The 13970-nt window shown below is 43.0% G+C and carries 19 protein-coding genes; 13 read left to right on the forward strand and 6 right to left on the reverse strand.

What is annotated here, in order from left to right; translation table 11 throughout:
- The first annotated feature begins 8 nt into the window (after window positions 1–8).
- The 6 genes from MOF34_RS17065 to MOF34_RS17090 all read left to right on the forward strand — a co-directional run bounded on the left by MOF34_RS17065 (window position 9) and on the right by MOF34_RS17090 (window position 4989).
- Window positions 9–1319 carry a peptidase gene (locus MOF34_RS17065; RefSeq protein ID WP_080010316.1) on the forward strand — a complete coding sequence of 437 codons (1311 nt, stop codon included), beginning with the start codon at window positions 9–11 and terminating at the stop codon, window positions 1317–1319.
- Window positions 1297–2124: a putative beta-lysine N-acetyltransferase gene (ablB, locus tag MOF34_RS17070; RefSeq protein WP_268401041.1), complete on the forward strand. Its 828-nt coding sequence runs from the start codon at window positions 1297–1299 to the stop codon at window positions 2122–2124. The genes MOF34_RS17065 and ablB overlap by 23 nt, the downstream gene beginning before the upstream one ends.
- 29 nt (window positions 2125–2153) lie before the next feature.
- Window positions 2154–3569, forward strand: coding sequence for a lysine 2,3-aminomutase (gene ablA / locus MOF34_RS17075; protein WP_019714676.1), 1416 nt, complete (start codon window positions 2154–2156; stop codon window positions 3567–3569).
- Window positions 3566–3844 carry a YokU family protein gene (locus MOF34_RS17080; RefSeq protein ID WP_268401044.1) on the forward strand — a complete coding sequence of 93 codons (279 nt, stop codon included), beginning with the start codon at window positions 3566–3568 and terminating at the stop codon, window positions 3842–3844. Before ablA ends, MOF34_RS17080 begins: the two co-directional genes overlap by 4 nt.
- Before the next feature lie 86 nt (window positions 3845–3930).
- Window positions 3931–4155, forward strand: coding sequence for a YozE family protein (locus MOF34_RS17085; protein WP_019714673.1), 225 nt, complete (start codon window positions 3931–3933; stop codon window positions 4153–4155).
- A 153-nt stretch (window positions 4156–4308) separates the two neighbouring features.
- Window positions 4309–4989, forward strand: a complete 681-nt coding sequence (locus MOF34_RS17090) for a hypothetical protein (RefSeq protein ID WP_019714672.1) — start codon at window positions 4309–4311, stop codon at window positions 4987–4989.
- On the opposite strand, the gene MOF34_RS17095 is transcribed toward MOF34_RS17090, so the two are convergent.
- A complete protein-coding gene (locus MOF34_RS17095; RefSeq protein WP_019714671.1) occupies window positions 4986–5129 on the reverse strand; it encodes a hypothetical protein in 144 nt (47 codons plus the stop codon). The two genes, MOF34_RS17090 and MOF34_RS17095, sit on opposite strands and share 4 nt — an antisense overlap.
- A 121-nt stretch (window positions 5130–5250) precedes the next feature.
- Here MOF34_RS17095 and MOF34_RS17100 point away from each other — a divergent pair, with 121 nt between their 5' ends.
- The 3 genes from MOF34_RS17100 (at window position 5251) to yodL (ending at window position 6493) form a co-directional block, all read left to right on the forward strand.
- Window positions 5251–5427, forward strand: coding sequence for a YozD family protein (locus MOF34_RS17100; RefSeq protein ID WP_019714670.1), 177 nt, complete (start codon window positions 5251–5253; stop codon window positions 5425–5427).
- A gap of 80 nt (window positions 5428–5507) precedes the next feature.
- Complete coding sequence (locus MOF34_RS17105) at window positions 5508–6119, forward strand: phosphatase PAP2 family protein (RefSeq protein WP_268401048.1); 612 nt, start codon at window positions 5508–5510, stop codon at window positions 6117–6119.
- A gap of 59 nt (window positions 6120–6178) precedes the next feature.
- Window positions 6179–6493, forward strand: a complete 315-nt coding sequence (yodL, locus tag MOF34_RS17110) for a shape determination protein YodL (RefSeq protein WP_268401051.1) — start codon at window positions 6179–6181, stop codon at window positions 6491–6493.
- Between the two features lie 38 nt (window positions 6494–6531).
- On the opposite strand, the gene MOF34_RS17115 is transcribed toward yodL, so the two are convergent.
- The gene (locus MOF34_RS17115; protein ID WP_003218142.1) at window positions 6532–6657 is read right to left on the reverse strand and encodes a hypothetical protein; all 126 of its coding nucleotides are present in this window, start codon (window positions 6655–6657) and stop codon (window positions 6532–6534) included.
- A 202-nt stretch (window positions 6658–6859) separates the two neighbouring features.
- Here MOF34_RS17115 and deoD point away from each other — a divergent pair, with 202 nt between their 5' ends.
- Complete coding sequence (deoD, locus tag MOF34_RS17120) at window positions 6860–7561, forward strand: purine-nucleoside phosphorylase (RefSeq protein WP_268401053.1); 702 nt, start codon at window positions 6860–6862, stop codon at window positions 7559–7561.
- A gap of 82 nt (window positions 7562–7643) precedes the next feature.
- The gene (gene ldcB, locus MOF34_RS17125) at window positions 7644–8465 is read left to right on the forward strand and encodes an LD-carboxypeptidase LdcB (RefSeq protein WP_019714667.1); all 822 of its coding nucleotides are present in this window, start codon (window positions 7644–7646) and stop codon (window positions 8463–8465) included.
- A gap of 82 nt (window positions 8466–8547) precedes the next feature.
- On the opposite strand, the gene MOF34_RS17130 is transcribed toward ldcB, so the two are convergent.
- Both MOF34_RS17130 and MOF34_RS17135 read right to left on the reverse strand, forming a co-directional pair.
- Complete coding sequence (locus MOF34_RS17130; RefSeq protein ID WP_019714666.1) at window positions 8548–8802, reverse strand: hypothetical protein; 255 nt, start codon at window positions 8800–8802, stop codon at window positions 8548–8550.
- Window positions 8803–8889: 87 nt separating this feature from the next.
- Complete coding sequence (locus MOF34_RS17135; RefSeq protein ID WP_019714665.1) at window positions 8890–9591, reverse strand: class I SAM-dependent methyltransferase; 702 nt, start codon at window positions 9589–9591, stop codon at window positions 8890–8892.
- Between the two features lie 152 nt (window positions 9592–9743).
- On the opposite strand from MOF34_RS17135, the gene ctpA reads away from it, so the two are divergent.
- Window positions 9744–11144 carry a carboxy-terminal processing protease CtpA gene (gene ctpA, locus MOF34_RS17140; protein ID WP_268401056.1) on the forward strand — a complete coding sequence of 467 codons (1401 nt, stop codon included), beginning with the start codon at window positions 9744–9746 and terminating at the stop codon, window positions 11142–11144.
- 34 nt (window positions 11145–11178) lie between these two features.
- On the opposite strand, the gene MOF34_RS17145 is transcribed toward ctpA, so the two are convergent.
- Window positions 11179–12669, reverse strand: coding sequence for a sodium:solute symporter family protein (locus MOF34_RS17145; protein ID WP_268401058.1), 1491 nt, complete (start codon window positions 12667–12669; stop codon window positions 11179–11181).
- A complete protein-coding gene (locus MOF34_RS17150) occupies window positions 12669–12869 on the reverse strand; it encodes a DUF3311 domain-containing protein (protein ID WP_014114107.1) in 201 nt (66 codons plus the stop codon). The genes MOF34_RS17145 and MOF34_RS17150 overlap by 1 nt, the downstream gene beginning before the upstream one ends.
- A gap of 183 nt (window positions 12870–13052) precedes the next feature.
- Between MOF34_RS17150 and MOF34_RS17155 the strand changes: the two genes are divergently transcribed.
- Window positions 13053–13964, forward strand: coding sequence for a ring-cleaving dioxygenase (locus MOF34_RS17155; RefSeq protein ID WP_268401060.1), 912 nt, complete (start codon window positions 13053–13055; stop codon window positions 13962–13964).
- Window positions 13965–13970: the final 6 nt, after the last annotated feature.

Genomic DNA, 13970 nt, shown 5'->3' on the forward strand with positions numbered 1-13970 from the left:
AAGGGGGAATGAGGATGCAAGACATTGAGAGAAAAGTAATCGGGTGGCTTGATCAGCATTCGGCCAAAGCCATTCGTCTTCTCAAAAGATTGATTGGAGAAAAAAGTACTATGGGCGCAGAATTTAACGCCCAAGCTGTTGTGCTTGAAAAGCTGAGGCAATTTCATATGGACATTGACGTGTGGGAGCCAAGCCTAAAGCAATTAAAACAGCATCCCTACTTTAAATCAGACCGCTCAGATTTTCATGAGAGCCCGAACATCGTTGCAAAAAAAACGGGAGCGGGCGGAGGCAGGTCTCTGATTTTAAACGGTCATATCGATGTTGTGCCTGAAGGAAGCGTAAAGGATTGGAAGTATGAACCGTTTCAAGCAGTCGAAGAAAACGGTAAAATATACGGGCGTGGCTCAACGGATATGAAGGGAGGCAATACAGCCCTTCTTTTTGCTTTAGAAGCCCTGCACGCCTGCGATGTTCATTTAAAGGGAGATATATTGTTTCAAAGTGTTGTAGATGAAGAGTGCGGCGGCGCCGGAACACTGTCCGCCATCATGAGAGGTTATCGTGCTGACGGGGCACTAATTCCGGAGCCGACGAATATGAAACTATTTATAAAGCAGCAGGGCTCGATGTGGTTTCGAATTACAGTAAAGGGATTAGCCGCACATGGCGGCACACGCTATGAGGGGGTAAGCGCGATTGAAAAAAGCCTGCACGTGATCACTGCCATACAAGAGCTGGAGAAAGTTCGCAATGCGAGAATTTCAGATCCGCTGTATGACAATGTCCCTATACCGGTACCAGTGAATATCGGCACCATCTCAGGAGGAGCATGGCCTTCGTCAGTTGCAGATCGTGTCGTCATAGAAGGGAGATGCGGAATTGCTCCCCATGAAAAACCAGAAGCAGTAAAACTTGAATTGGAAAACTGGTTGAAGGATTTAGAATACCGTGACGAATGGTTTAAACGCCATCCGGTAACAGTAGAATGGTTCGGCGCTCAATGGCTGCCGAATGATTTACCTGATGACCACCCTTTACTTTCAGTGCTGCAATCAGCCTATCAAAAAACGAAACAGACAGAGCCAATCATCGAAGCTTCACCATGGGGAACGGACGGAGGGCTTTTATACCATGCAGGAGATACGCCAGTGATTGTCTTCGGGCCTGGGGAAACAAAAACAGCTCATCAGGCAAATGAATACATCGAGGTTGAAGCCATGATAGAATCTGCTAAAATTATTGCGCTTTTTGTTATGGATTGGTGCGGGCTTCACACAGACGAGGAGGATGCGGATGCTCAAGTCGATAAAGAATAACGGTGTTACAGCAGTTCTGGACTATGACGGTTTTAATAAACGAATCAGAGTGGTTCGTTATGACGGAGCCATTGAGAAGGCTCTGCCTGATATCGTGGCAGCGGCAAAAGAAGAGGGTTCCGAAAAAATCATCGTCTATACGAAACAGCATGATGAGGCAGTGCTTGCCCAACAATTGTTTGTGCCGGAAGGTTTTCTTAAGGGCTATTATCTCGGCCACCCGGCTTGCGTCATGGTCCGTTATCTCACAGAAAACCGGAGACAAACACATTCTTATATAGAGGAACAGGAAATGATCGAAGCTTTATATCGCACAGCACCTCGCCTCCGCAGTGAAGATACACCCGTCTTTACGATGAGAAAAGCTGAAACAAACGACATGTATCAGCTATCGATGCTGTATAAAAAAGTATTTCGTACGTACCCGACCCCGGTATTTGACCCTGCATATATTGAAAAGACGATGAATACAAACACGATGTATTATGTCATGCTTGACCATGACCGCCTGATCAGCGCAGCAAGCGCAGAAACTAACCCAGAGCTCGGGCATGCAGAAATAACCGACTGCGCTGTGCTTCCGGAATATCGAGGACATTCACTGACAAGCGTTTTAATCGAGGCATTAGAAAAAGAAATGGCTGAAGACAATATATTTCATGTATTTTCTCTCGCCCGCGCTGCGTCTTTTGGGATGAATGCTGTGTTATACCATTCCGGTTATCAATACGGAGGAAGGTTGATTAATAATTGCTATATAGCGGAAGGTCTTGAAAACATGAATATTTGGTGCAAGCACCTGTAAGTCAAAATGATGCACGAGGAGGAATTCATTTGGAGAGCAAATGGTATAAACCGAAACGGCATTGGAAGGAGATAGAATTATGGAAGGACGTTCCGGAAGAGAAATGGAACGATTGGCTTTGGCAGCTTACACATACGGTAAGAACATTAGATGATTTGAAAAAAGTCATTAACTTGACCGAGGATGAAGAGGAAGGCGTCAGAATTTCAACCAAAACGATCCCCTTAAATATTACACCATATTATGCTTCTTTAATGGACCCCGATAACCCCAGATGCCCGGTCCGCATGCAGTCTGTACCTCTTTCAGAAGAAATGCACAAAACAAAATACGATCTGGAAGACCCCCTCCATGAGGATGAAGATTCACCGGTACCCGGACTGACACACCGCTATCCCGACCGTGTGCTGTTTCTTGTCACCAATCAATGTTCCATGTACTGCCGCTACTGCACAAGAAGGCGTTTTTCCGGACAAATCGGAATGGGAGTTCCTAAAAAACAGCTTGATGCTGCAATTGCTTATATCCGGGAAACACCCGAAATCCGCGATTGTTTAATTTCAGGCGGTGACGGACTGCTAATCAATGACCAAATTTTAGAATACATTTTAAAAGAGCTGCGCAGCATTCCGCATCTGGAAGTAATCAGAATCGGAACAAGGGCGCCGGTCGTTTTTCCGCAGCGCATCACCGATCAGCTGTGCGATATTTTGAAAAAATATCATCCAGTCTGGCTGAACACCCATTTCAACACAAGCATCGAAATGACAGAGGAATCCGTTGAAGCCTGTGAAAAATTGGTGAACGCAGGAGTGCCGGTTGGAAATCAGGCCGTCGTGTTAGCCGGTATTAATGATTCCGTTCCCATCATGAAAAAGCTCATGCACGACTTGGTAAAAATCAGAGTCCGTCCGTATTATATTTATCAATGTGATCTGTCAGAGGGCATCGGGCATTTCAGAGCTCCTGTTTCTAAAGGTTTGGAAATTATTGAAGGGCTGCGAGGCCATACCTCAGGCTATGCGGTTCCTACCTTTGTGGTTGACGCACCAGGAGGCGGGGGGAAAATCGCCCTGCAGCCAAACTATGTCCTGTCGCAAAGCCCTGACAAAGTCATCTTAAGAAATTTTGAAGGTGTGATTACGTCATATCCGGAACCGGAGAATTATATCCCTAACCAGGCCGACGCCTATTTTGAGTCCGTTTTCCCTGAAATCGCTGACAAAAAGGAGCCGATCGGGCTCAGTGCTATATTGGCTGACAAAGAGGTTTCGTTTACACCGGAAAATGTAGCCAGAATCAAAAGGAGAGAGGCATTCACCGCGAATCCGGAACATGAAACATTAAAAGACCGGCGTGAGAAAAGAGATCAGCTAAAAGAAAAGAAATTTTTGGCGCAGCAGAAAAAACAGAAAGAGGCTGAAAGCGGAGGCGATTCTTCATGAAAACATGCGAATGGTGTGGCGAGCTTGAAGCGGTACCCGGCAGGAACACTGTATACTGGGAGCTCCCTGACGGCACAAGAGCCATAGAGCTGACTGACACACCAGCCATGGTGTGTGCTTCCTGCGGGATGACCTATCAAGACGAAATTACAATAAAGGAGATTGAGGACCAGCTGCTTTTGATTCAAACAAAAAAACTGCCTGAAAGCCTGACGTATCAGCAGCTCATGGAGACAGAAAGGATTTTGAAACGCAACTATTTTGACTTCTCCTGAATGATGCTTCGGTATTCTTTTGTTGTAATTTTACACTTGAACTGTATAATAAAACAACAAAAGACAGACACTAGGAGGGGAAACCCATGAAATCCTTTTATCATTATTTATTAAAATACAGACATCCGAAGCCGAAGGACAGCATCAGTGAATTTGCCAATCAGGCGTATGAGGATCACAGCTTCCCAAAAACATCAACCGATTATCACGAAATCAGTTCATATTTGGAGCTGAATGTTGATTATCTGGACACGATGGCGACGTTTGATGAAGCTTGGGAAAAATACGAGGCCGAGGTGCACGGCAAATAACCACATGTAAGAATCCGCAGACCCGCTGCGGATTTTTTTGTGCGCATACACATACCATAATTGGATACTTCCTATGGTTTTCATGCCCATGCGAATTGGTGTAACCCGGCATACGATAGCGTATGAGAAATGTTGCGGCGAGGGGGAGACACCATGAAGCAAAATAAACCGAAATTCCAAGTAGGGGATATCGTAGTTGTCATTATGTATGGAACAGTCGGCACCATCACAAAAGTACACCAAATTGATAAACACTATCTTTATGAAGTAAATCATAATGAAGTCTTATACTTTGAATCGTCCATTCAGCTTTATAAAGATTATGAGGGTGTCATTGTCGATATGGAAAAGCTTGATATAGAGTATGAATTCCTTATTGGGGATGTTGTTTATGTAAAAGATTATGGAAAAGAACTCTTTCGCATTATCGGCCACAGAACAGAAATTTGGAGATATTTAGAAGACGGCTGGGAGGATATCATTTATGAGCTGACCCGTTTAAAGGATGGAGAGTGGCTTGAAACGGAGGAAGAGGATCTCACACTGGTGCTGAGAAAATATGAAATGGACCAGTTTGTACACCAGCTTTTGTTTGTCCACTATGTCGGAGAAACTGGCCATGAGATCGGCGAAGATATCGCATCGTCTGCTCTTCTTCAGTTTGAAGGCGATGATGAAGATCAAGAAACCCTTCATATCCTTGCTGTATCAATTGTTGATGAGCTTCTGGATATTTATAATGATTACAAAATTCTGTACGAAATGTTTCGAGATGAAGAATATAAAGATATGATGATGTTTGTTCTGGAAAGTTTAAAAGAGCATTTCAGTTAGTTTGTGAACATACGGATCAGGACATATAAAAAATAAGGCAAACAGCCCCAAATCATCACATACGTCATTCCTTTAAGCGTTTTTTCCATTATGATATCAAATCTTTCTCCGTCCAGTGCTTCCATCATTTTAGCAATCATTCTCGTCAGCCTCCCATGGCTTGTTTTTTATTCAATGTATATGACTGAAAGAATTGTTTAGAACACCGGGTATAATTCAGCCTGTTTTTTCATAAAACATAAAAAAGGAGGCGGTACGGAGATGAAAGAAATAGATCTTGTGATTGATACGGAAGAAATCGCTGAATTTTTTTACAAAGAGCTTGCAAGACGGGGCTACATACCGAGTGAGGATGAGCTGTTTGAAATCGCTGATATTACCTTTGATTATTTGATAGAAAAATGTATGATAGATGAAGAGTGGGATGAAGATGACTAAGGTTTAAAACCGGAGCGATCAGCTCTGGTTTTCTTATTTGTGATGCTATGACTTCTGTAAAAATCGAGGTGGTTGAATTGTTGTACAAGCCCGTTAGTCTATTTCTTATCTTTCTTTTTCTAGCTGCGGCCATTCATACAAATGCTGTGCAATCAGCGGATGAAGCGATTAGCAAGGCAGCTGTTTTGATTCGTCAGCCATGGCTTAATGATGTCATGACAGGGATCACCCATCTTGGTGCTTCTTCTATTCTGCTCCCTCTTATCGTGATTATGGGAGCGGGTCTGTTTTTTTACAGAAAAACATGGGACGGCCTGTTGATGCTCTTGGTATTCGGTGCGGATCGGCTGTTAAACAAAGTATTAAAAGAATGGATCGAACGAGTGAGGCCTGATTTTGCACCGCTGGTTCATGAATCATCATTCAGCTTTCCGAGTGGCCACTCCATGAATGCTGCCTGTGTCTATCCTGTCATTGCCTACTTTTTAGTGAAACACCTCCCGTTTTTATGCAAACATAAAAAAATAGTATATATAATAGCCGGTTTCATCACAGTTTTAGTCGGAATAAGCAGAGTCTATCTTGGGGTTCATTTTGTAACTGACGTGTTAGGAGGCTTTAGTCTTGGTTTGCTTCTGTTTTTCCTAGTAAAAGGTTTTGACGAAAAGATGAAGCAGATTCGACAAAAATAGAGAGAGGAAAACGTGACGAAAACGCCAATATGTAAAGAAATAAATGGGAGGGGATCTTGATGATGTTATCCGTGTTTAAAAAGAAGTCTTGTTCCTATGACGTGACAATATTTCAGACACCCCGGTTTGGCGAAAAAAAGGGCTATAGAGCCGTCTATCGAACTGAACTCAACGGGAGCGATCATCAAGACGTGCTGAAAAGAGCATTCTCTTTATTTAATTTATTTGACACCGTTCCAAGTGATTATGATGCGAGATTTATGGCCACAGGGGACGTGATTCTGATTGATGAAGGCAGAAAAGGGAAAACATATTACAAACTGCTTCCCGCCGGATGGAGAAAAATCAATCGTTTGATTGTACAAACGACATAACAAAAAGAAAACTGCGGATTTCCGCAGTTTTCTGCAGTTTAAGGCTTGCGTTTGGCCGCGGAATACTCTTTCCCGTGCGCCTCTTCAGCTGCAATTACATCTTTTGCAGGTATATGATTGTTCTTTTTTTGGCCGGTGATCCGGTTACGCTGTTTTTTACCCATGTCTCATCCCTCCTTCCTGCGGTTAGGTTTTCAAATAAACAACTCGATTATCCCGTTTTTCTCAGGAAGTGCCCAAACAGCCTCGGACCATTTCTTTTTTCGCCAGATTCCTTTATAATCTATGCTGAAGTTTGTCACACCATGACATTCGTTGTAAAATGAACGGACTGGATGATAATTTAGATTTACAGGAGGATATGAGATGAGTGTACATATAGGTGCTGAAAAAGGGCAGATTGCGGATACAGTGCTTTTGCCGGGAGATCCTCTCAGAGCAAAATTTATTGCTGAAACGTATCTTGAAAATGTAGAATGCTACAATGAAGTCAGAGGCATGTATGGATTTACAGGTACATATAAAGGGAAAAAAATCTCCGTGCAAGGCACGGGAATGGGCGTTCCGTCTATTTCAATTTATGTGAATGAATTAATTCAAAGCTACGATGTACAAAATCTAATAAGAGTAGGTTCTTGCGGTGCTATCCGTAAAGATGTCAAAGTGCGTGACGTCATTTTAGCTATGACATCCTCAACTGATTCACAAATGAACAGAGTCGCTTTCGGAAGTATTGATTTTGCGCCTTGCGCGGATTTCGAGCTTTTAAAAAATGCCTATGAGGCCGCAAAGGATAAAGGCGTGCCGGTGACGGTAGGAAGCGTATTTACAGCTGACCAGTTCTACAACGACGATTCGCAAATTGAAAAGCTTGCAAATTACGGAGTGCTGGGCGTTGAGATGGAAACAACTGCATTGTACACATTAGCAGCGAAGCACGGAAGAAAAGCGCTGTCTATTCTCACCGTGAGTGATCACGTATTAACAGGAGAAGAAACGACAGCGGAAGAGCGTCAAACTACATTTCATGATATGATAGAAGTGGCTTTACATTCCGTATCACAATAAAATAAATCAAGAGGCGTGCTGGGTGCCGGCAGCCTCTTCTTTGTGAATGCGGAAACGATTGATAAAAGGAAGGTAATGTAATATGATAAAGTCCGGTAAATGGTTCTCACTGGCTGCCGCTCTGAGTGTAACGGCATTAGTCGGAGCCGGCTGCAGCATGTCGAATGGAGATGCTCAAAAGGATACGAAAACCACAGCAGAAACAAAGCAAACAGATCAAAAAACAACTGACAGCAAAAAAACTAACACTCAAGACAGTGAGTTTTCACTGGAAAGCAAATATTTCAATGATACTAAAAAAGTAGACGGTCTAGAAACCATTCAAAATCCAGAAAATATACTCGCGCTTGTCAATAAACAATACGCACTGCCCGGAAACTATGAACCTAGCGATCTAGTCATACCTGATGTAGAGTTTTCTTTTGAAGAAAAGATTCAAAAACGTTACATCAGAAAGGAAGCGGCCGACGCATTAAAAACGATGTTCGATGCTGCAAAAAAGGAAGGCTATGAACTGGCAGCTGTCTCGGGGTACCGTTCGTATGATAGACAGAAAGTCATTTTTGACAATGAAGTTAGCCTTAAAGGGGAAAAGAAGGCAAAGGAAGCGGTCGCTTACCCGGGTGAAAGTGAGCACCAAACAGGCCTTGCGATGGACATTTCGAGCCGGAGCAATGGCTTTGAGCTAAATGAAGCGTTCGGAAGCACGGCCGACGGAAAATGGGTACAGGACAATGCTTATAAATATGGCTTTATCATTCGCTATCCGAAAAATAAAGAGGATATCACGAAATATGAATACGAGCCATGGCACCTGCGCTATGTAGGCAAAAAGGCCGCAAAGGTCATGCAAGAAAATGATTTAACGCTCGAAGAATACTTTGAAAAAGTGAAGAAAATTTAATAGAGAAAGCCCGCTTACAATTGATAAGCGGGCTTCTTTGTGTCTGGTGAATCTAGCAATTAATCAGGTATTTATTTTATGCTTACCAGAAGAATAAACCAGCCAGAGCCACTCCTGCAATTAATCCGAGGGAAATACCGTAAGCCGCTCCATATCCCCAATAACCGCCCCAATATCCGTAACCGAAGCCCCCTCTTGGCCCTCCGCCGGCCGGAGCTATATAAACTCTGTCTCTTGTGACACGGGTAATTCTGCCGACGTGAACTCTTCCGCCTCTCTCTGTAATTCTGACGACTTTACCTTGATGGTTTCTGCAAAGATGGTAATATCTCTCCAATATTGTTTCCCTCCTAAACTGACTTTCTATCAGAATATGATAGATGGGGAAAAAAGGTTGGACGAAAACAGGGGGCGATACGCCGTTTTACTTATACGCGATAAAGATACAATGGCCCATATACTCGCTATATATCTGCATGAGTTCATAATGTGTTTGAAGTGTATCGTAAAAAATAGGAGCAATCGTTTGCGATAAATCCATTTCTGTGGTTGGCTCAAATTCCATTTCATCCGAAAGAAGTGTTATCGCTTTAGTACTTTGAAAGCCATAAGACTTCAAGGTTTTATGCCACTCGGTTTCTTCAAGTAAACAAGTAAAACCGTAGAAATCCATCATTTGCTCTTTTTCTGCGGGGGGCATCGGTTTTTTTAAAGCTGCTTCTATACCAATCAGCATCCCGCCGGGCTTCAATACTCTTGACATTTCTTGAAGAGAGGATGTCAGATGAGAAAAACTGAGGACCGATTCTGACAGGACGCAGGAAAAGGACTCAGAAGAAAACGGGAGGTGTTCCAGCTCAGCCTGATATGCAGGGATGGCAAGCCCTTCATTTGCAAATCTTTTTGTTGCTTTCTCAAGCATGATAGGGTCTTTATCAACGACTGTTACAGGATACAGCAAATGTCCTAAATAAGCCGCAGTCTGGCCTGTTCCGCATCCGGCATCAAGAATCGGCTGATTCGGAGAGGGCGCAGCCTTTTGCAAGACCGCTTTTGAAAAAGCAAGCCCACCTGGATGCGCTCCTGCGACACCGAATAAGGACAGCATTTCTAAATATCGGCTCAATATCGAATCCTCCTTTTTCTTTATCATATGTCGTATAAAGACATAGGTTTATGAAAAGCGAAAGAAGGGCGTTTCTCTTTCATTTCTGCTCTGAGTTGACGAATAAGTATTCGTCCATGATAATATTGTAAGAAGAAAAAGGTGGTGTTTAATTGAAACGGCAATTAAAACTGTTTTTTATTGTGCTGATTACCGCGGTTGTCGCTTCGGCGCTTACTTTATTTATTACGGGCAATTCCAGCATCCTGGGCCAAACATCAGCAAGCCTGGGAGACAGCAAGTTCGACAAATTAAATAAAGCGTATGAGCAAATCAAAAGTGATTATTACCAAAAAACAGATGATGACAAATTAGTAGACGGAGCAATTAAAGGAATGATTCAATCTCTCAATGATCCGTATTCCACATATATGGATCAAGAGGCAGCAAAATCATTTGACGAGACGATTTCTGCATCCTTTGAAGGAATCGGAGCCCAAGTAGAGGAGAAAGACGGAGAAATCCTTATTGTGTCGCCAATTAAAGGTTCACCTGCTGAAAAAGCCGGAATCAAACCGAAGGACCAAATCCTAAAGGTGAACGGAAAAAGCGTTGAAGGCATGAATGTAAATGAAGCCGTCGCTTTAATCCGAGGCAAAAAGGGCACAAAAGTGAAGCTTGAGCTGAACAGAGCGGGAGTTGGAAATATCGATCTCTCCATTAAGCGTGATACCATTCCTGTAGAAACCGTCTATTCCGAGATGAAAGACAACAACATCGGCGAAATCCAAATCACATCTTTCTCTGAAACAACTGCTAAAGAGCTGACAGATGCGATTGACAGTTTAGAGAAAAAAGGCGCCAAGGGCTATATTTTAGACTTGAGGGGCAACCCGGGCGGCTTAATGGATCAGGCGATTACGATGTGCAACCTGTTTATTGATAAAGGGAAAAACATCATGCAGGTTGAATACAAAAACGGTTCAAAAGAAGTCATGAAGGCCGAAAAAGATCGAAAAATGACCAAGCCGACTGTCGTTTTAGTAAATGACGGCACAGCCAGCGCCGCGGAAATTATGGCCGCTGCCCTTCATGAATCGTCAGGCATACCATTAATCGGCGAAACCACATTTGGCAAAGGCACGGTTCAAACAGCAAAAGAATATGATGATGGATCTACTGTCAAACTGACAGTCGCCAAATGGCTGACTGCCGACGGTGAATGGATTCACAAAAAAGGCATCAAGCCTCAAGTGAAAGCAGAACCGCCTGATTACGCAAAGCTTCCGTATTTGGATGCAGATAAAACGTACAAATCAGGTGATTCAGGCACCAATGTTAAAGTAGCTCAGAAAATGCTAAAAGCACTTGGCTACAAGGTAAAGGTTAACAGTACGTATGATCAGAATTTTGTATCTGTCGTCAAACAGTTCCAGAAAAAAGAGAAGCTGAAAGAAACAGGTGTACTGACTGGTGATACAACAACGAAATTAATGACAGAACTTCAAAAGAAGCTGTCAAATAATGATACGCAAATGGAAAAGGCAATTGAAACTTTGAAAAAAGAAATGTAAAAAAACCATACGCGGCTGCCGCGTATGGTTTTTTTTATGCACCCTTTTGATTTGGGTCAGCGTCTTGTTTTTTACCAAATAAACCTTCAATGACAGGATTGGATCCTGCCTTCTTGATGAACAATGGATTCAAAATAATCACAGCGATGAGATTGGCGGCCAATCCCCAGAACCCTTCATAAATGCCATGTGCGAATTGAGTGGTATACACAATAAATGTTACTGCAAGGCCGACTAATAATCCGATAACCGTAGCTTCTTTCGTTTGATGCTTCCAGAATAGGCTGACAGCAATCGCCGGAAAGATTTGCACCATGCCGGATACTCCCAATAGCTGAAGTGTCACTAAGGCAGTCGGGAACAGCATTCCAAACAGAAGCGCAAGGCCGATGACAACAAACACCATTGAACGTGTGATAAGGGTCAGCTTGCTCTGAGACACATTCGGATGAATCAAATCTCGATATAGGTTATTGGCAAACAAATTTGATGCACCGATTGCCATAATGGAGCATGGAATCAAAGAAGCAAGAGCAATCGTGGCATATGCAAAACCTTGTGCCACGCCGCCGTAAGATGTTTGAATCAAATGCAGCAGCGCCAGTCTTGGATTTGTATCTTCCGGCAGGACAAGAAAGGCGATAAAGCCAAGAAAAATAACCAAAATTAACACTATGTTATAAAGCGGCAAAAACATGCTGTTTTTTCTAACTGCATCAGCGCTCTTCGCTGTGAAAACGCCTGTAGCGGCATGTGCCCACATAAAAAGTGCAAGGGCGGAAACAATAGATGCTGTGATAAACCAAGGAATGCCTTTTGGACCTTCTGCCGGTATCGTCAGCATTTGCGGCGCTTCCTTTACTAACGTGTCAATCATTGGTGTCCAGCCGTTAAAATGAATGAGAGGGAGGGACACCACCATAAACAGCATTATGACCCATACTAAAATGTCTTTAATGATGGCTGTAAATGTAGGCCCTTTAATTCCGCTGAAAAATGTGTAAAGTGCAACTAGAATAAATGAGATGATCACAACGAATTTTACGTTGATATACCCGGTGCCGGCAACTTGGAGCGTATCTTGGATGCCGCTCAGCTGGAGGCATATGTACGGAATAAGCATGAGCACACCGACGATGGCAACAAGGCTTGCTAAAAGCTTACTGTCAAAACGTTCCCGTGCGTAATCTGCGAGTGTAGTTAATTTATGAATTTTCGCAACTTTCCAAAGTTTTGGCAGGAAGAAGTAGGCGATAAAGTAGGCCAGGACAGAATAAGGAATGGCGAAAAATGCAACACTTCCGCCTGTAAAAGCGGTACTGGTTAACCCTAAGAAAGTATAGGCCGTATAGAGGTCGGCGCCTACTAAAAACCAGACGAGAAGACCGCCGAAGCGTCTGCCGCCAACAGACCATTCTTCCACTGAAGTGCGTGAGGATTTGTCTCTTCCGGCGAGAAATCCAATACAGACAACGGTTAAAACGATAATAGCTGTAATGAGAAGTGCAGTCAGATTCCCTTGCATTATTCAAGTCCTCCATCTTTTTTTTGCATCTGGTAAATGCCAAACGAGCATAACGGCGTAATGATAATCCACAATAGCAGCCAAAAGTGGAAAAACGGAAGGCCGAAAATAATCGGTTCAATTCGATTCACAAGCGGCAATAGCGCAAGCTGAACGAATGGCAAAAGAATGAGAATAACAATAAGTGCTTTTTTAACCATTTACTTTCCTCCTGAATCATGATAATGCTCACTATAATAGCAGTTGTAAGAAAAGATCACAAGATAATTATTAGAAAAAAGTGATTTTTTCAATTATTTAATCAAAACACATGGTTTGCATCCTCTTCAACAAAGGTTTAAAATAATAAATATCTTGAAATCGAGATAAGTAGGAGTGGGAAAATGAAAACAGAAGGATTGCATCATGTCACAGCATTCGCCAGAGATCCGCTAGAAAACTTGCGGTTTTATACAGAAGTGCTCGGGCTTCGGCTTGTTAAAAAAACAGTAAACTTTGATGATCCCGGAACGTATCATTTTTACTTCGGGAATCAAAAAGGGGATCCCGGTACAATTATGACCTTTTTCCCGTTCCAAGGAAGCGGACAGGGAACGGTAGGCAAAGGGCAAGTGGGCCGGGTGTACTTTTCGGTTCCTAAAGGCTCCCTGTCTTTTTGGAAGGAACGTCTTGAGAAAAACGGGCTGAACTTAGAGGAGAAAATGTTATTCGGTGAAAAGGGACTTATGTTTGATGATACGGAAGACCTTCCGCTAGCGATTATAGAAGATGCGAAAAGTGGCAGAAGCGAGTGGACGCCTGATGGCATTTCACAACATGAAGCAATAACGGGAATGAAAGGCGTGCTGCTGTATTCCTATGACCCGCAGGCGACCATTCAATTGTTAACAGAAAGCTTGGAATACACCAAAGCAGCGGAAGAAGGCCAGATTGTCAGACTGACATCCTCAGCGGCCATTGGTAACGTCATTGACGTACATTTGCACCCTGAAAAAAGAGGGGTGGGAGGTTATGGAACGGTACACCATGTAGCATTTCGGACAACAAAAGAGGAACAGGCAAATTGGCTGCCGATTATTGCGGAAAACCATCTTCCTTCGTCAGAAATCCTTGACAGAGAATACTTTACATCTATTTATTTCAGGGAAAAAGGCGGTATCTTATTTGAAATCGCCACAGATGAACCTGGCTTTATGACAGATGAAACGTTTGCTGAGCTGGGAACCTCATTAAAACTCCCTGAATGGCTGGAGAAACATAGACAACAAATTACAGACGTTTTGCCAAAACTTTAAAGGGGG

This window comes from Bacillus sp. T17B1 (assembly GCF_026796395.1).
Classification (GTDB): domain Bacteria; phylum Bacillota; class Bacilli; order Bacillales; family Bacillaceae; genus Bacillus; species Bacillus spizizenii_A.

What these genes read in the sequence shown, in the direction of transcription:
- MOF34_RS17155 (WP_268401060.1), top strand. Translation starts at nt 13,053, where the DNA reads ATGAAAACAGAAGGATTGCATCATGTCACAGCATTCGCCAGAGATCCG.
- yodL (WP_268401051.1), top strand. Translation starts at nt 6,179, where the DNA reads ATGATGTTATCCGTGTTTAAAAAGAAGTCTTGTTCCTATGACGTGACA.
- MOF34_RS17095 (WP_019714671.1), bottom strand. Translation starts at nt 5,129, where the DNA reads ATGATTGCTAAAATGATGGAAGCACTGGACGGAGAAAGATTTGATATC.
- MOF34_RS17090 (WP_019714672.1), top strand. Translation starts at nt 4,309, where the DNA reads ATGAAGCAAAATAAACCGAAATTCCAAGTAGGGGATATCGTAGTTGTC.
- MOF34_RS17150 (WP_014114107.1), bottom strand. Translation starts at nt 12,869, where the DNA reads ATGGTTAAAAAAGCACTTATTGTTATTCTCATTCTTTTGCCATTCGTT.
- ablB (WP_268401041.1), top strand. Translation starts at nt 1,297, where the DNA reads ATGCTCAAGTCGATAAAGAATAACGGTGTTACAGCAGTTCTGGACTAT.
- MOF34_RS17085 (WP_019714673.1), top strand. Translation starts at nt 3,931, where the DNA reads ATGAAATCCTTTTATCATTATTTATTAAAATACAGACATCCGAAGCCG.
- MOF34_RS17065 (WP_080010316.1), top strand. Translation starts at nt 9, where the DNA reads ATGAGGATGCAAGACATTGAGAGAAAAGTAATCGGGTGGCTTGATCAG.
- MOF34_RS17145 (WP_268401058.1), bottom strand. Translation starts at nt 12,669, where the DNA reads ATGCAAGGGAATCTGACTGCACTTCTCATTACAGCTATTATCGTTTTA.
- MOF34_RS17080 (WP_268401044.1), top strand. Translation starts at nt 3,566, where the DNA reads ATGAAAACATGCGAATGGTGTGGCGAGCTTGAAGCGGTACCCGGCAGG.
- MOF34_RS17100 (WP_019714670.1), top strand. Translation starts at nt 5,251, where the DNA reads ATGAAAGAAATAGATCTTGTGATTGATACGGAAGAAATCGCTGAATTT.
- ldcB (WP_019714667.1), top strand. Translation starts at nt 7,644, where the DNA reads ATGATAAAGTCCGGTAAATGGTTCTCACTGGCTGCCGCTCTGAGTGTA.
- deoD (WP_268401053.1), top strand. Translation starts at nt 6,860, where the DNA reads ATGAGTGTACATATAGGTGCTGAAAAAGGGCAGATTGCGGATACAGTG.
- MOF34_RS17115 (WP_003218142.1), bottom strand. Translation starts at nt 6,657, where the DNA reads ATGGGTAAAAAACAGCGTAACCGGATCACCGGCCAAAAAAAGAACAAT.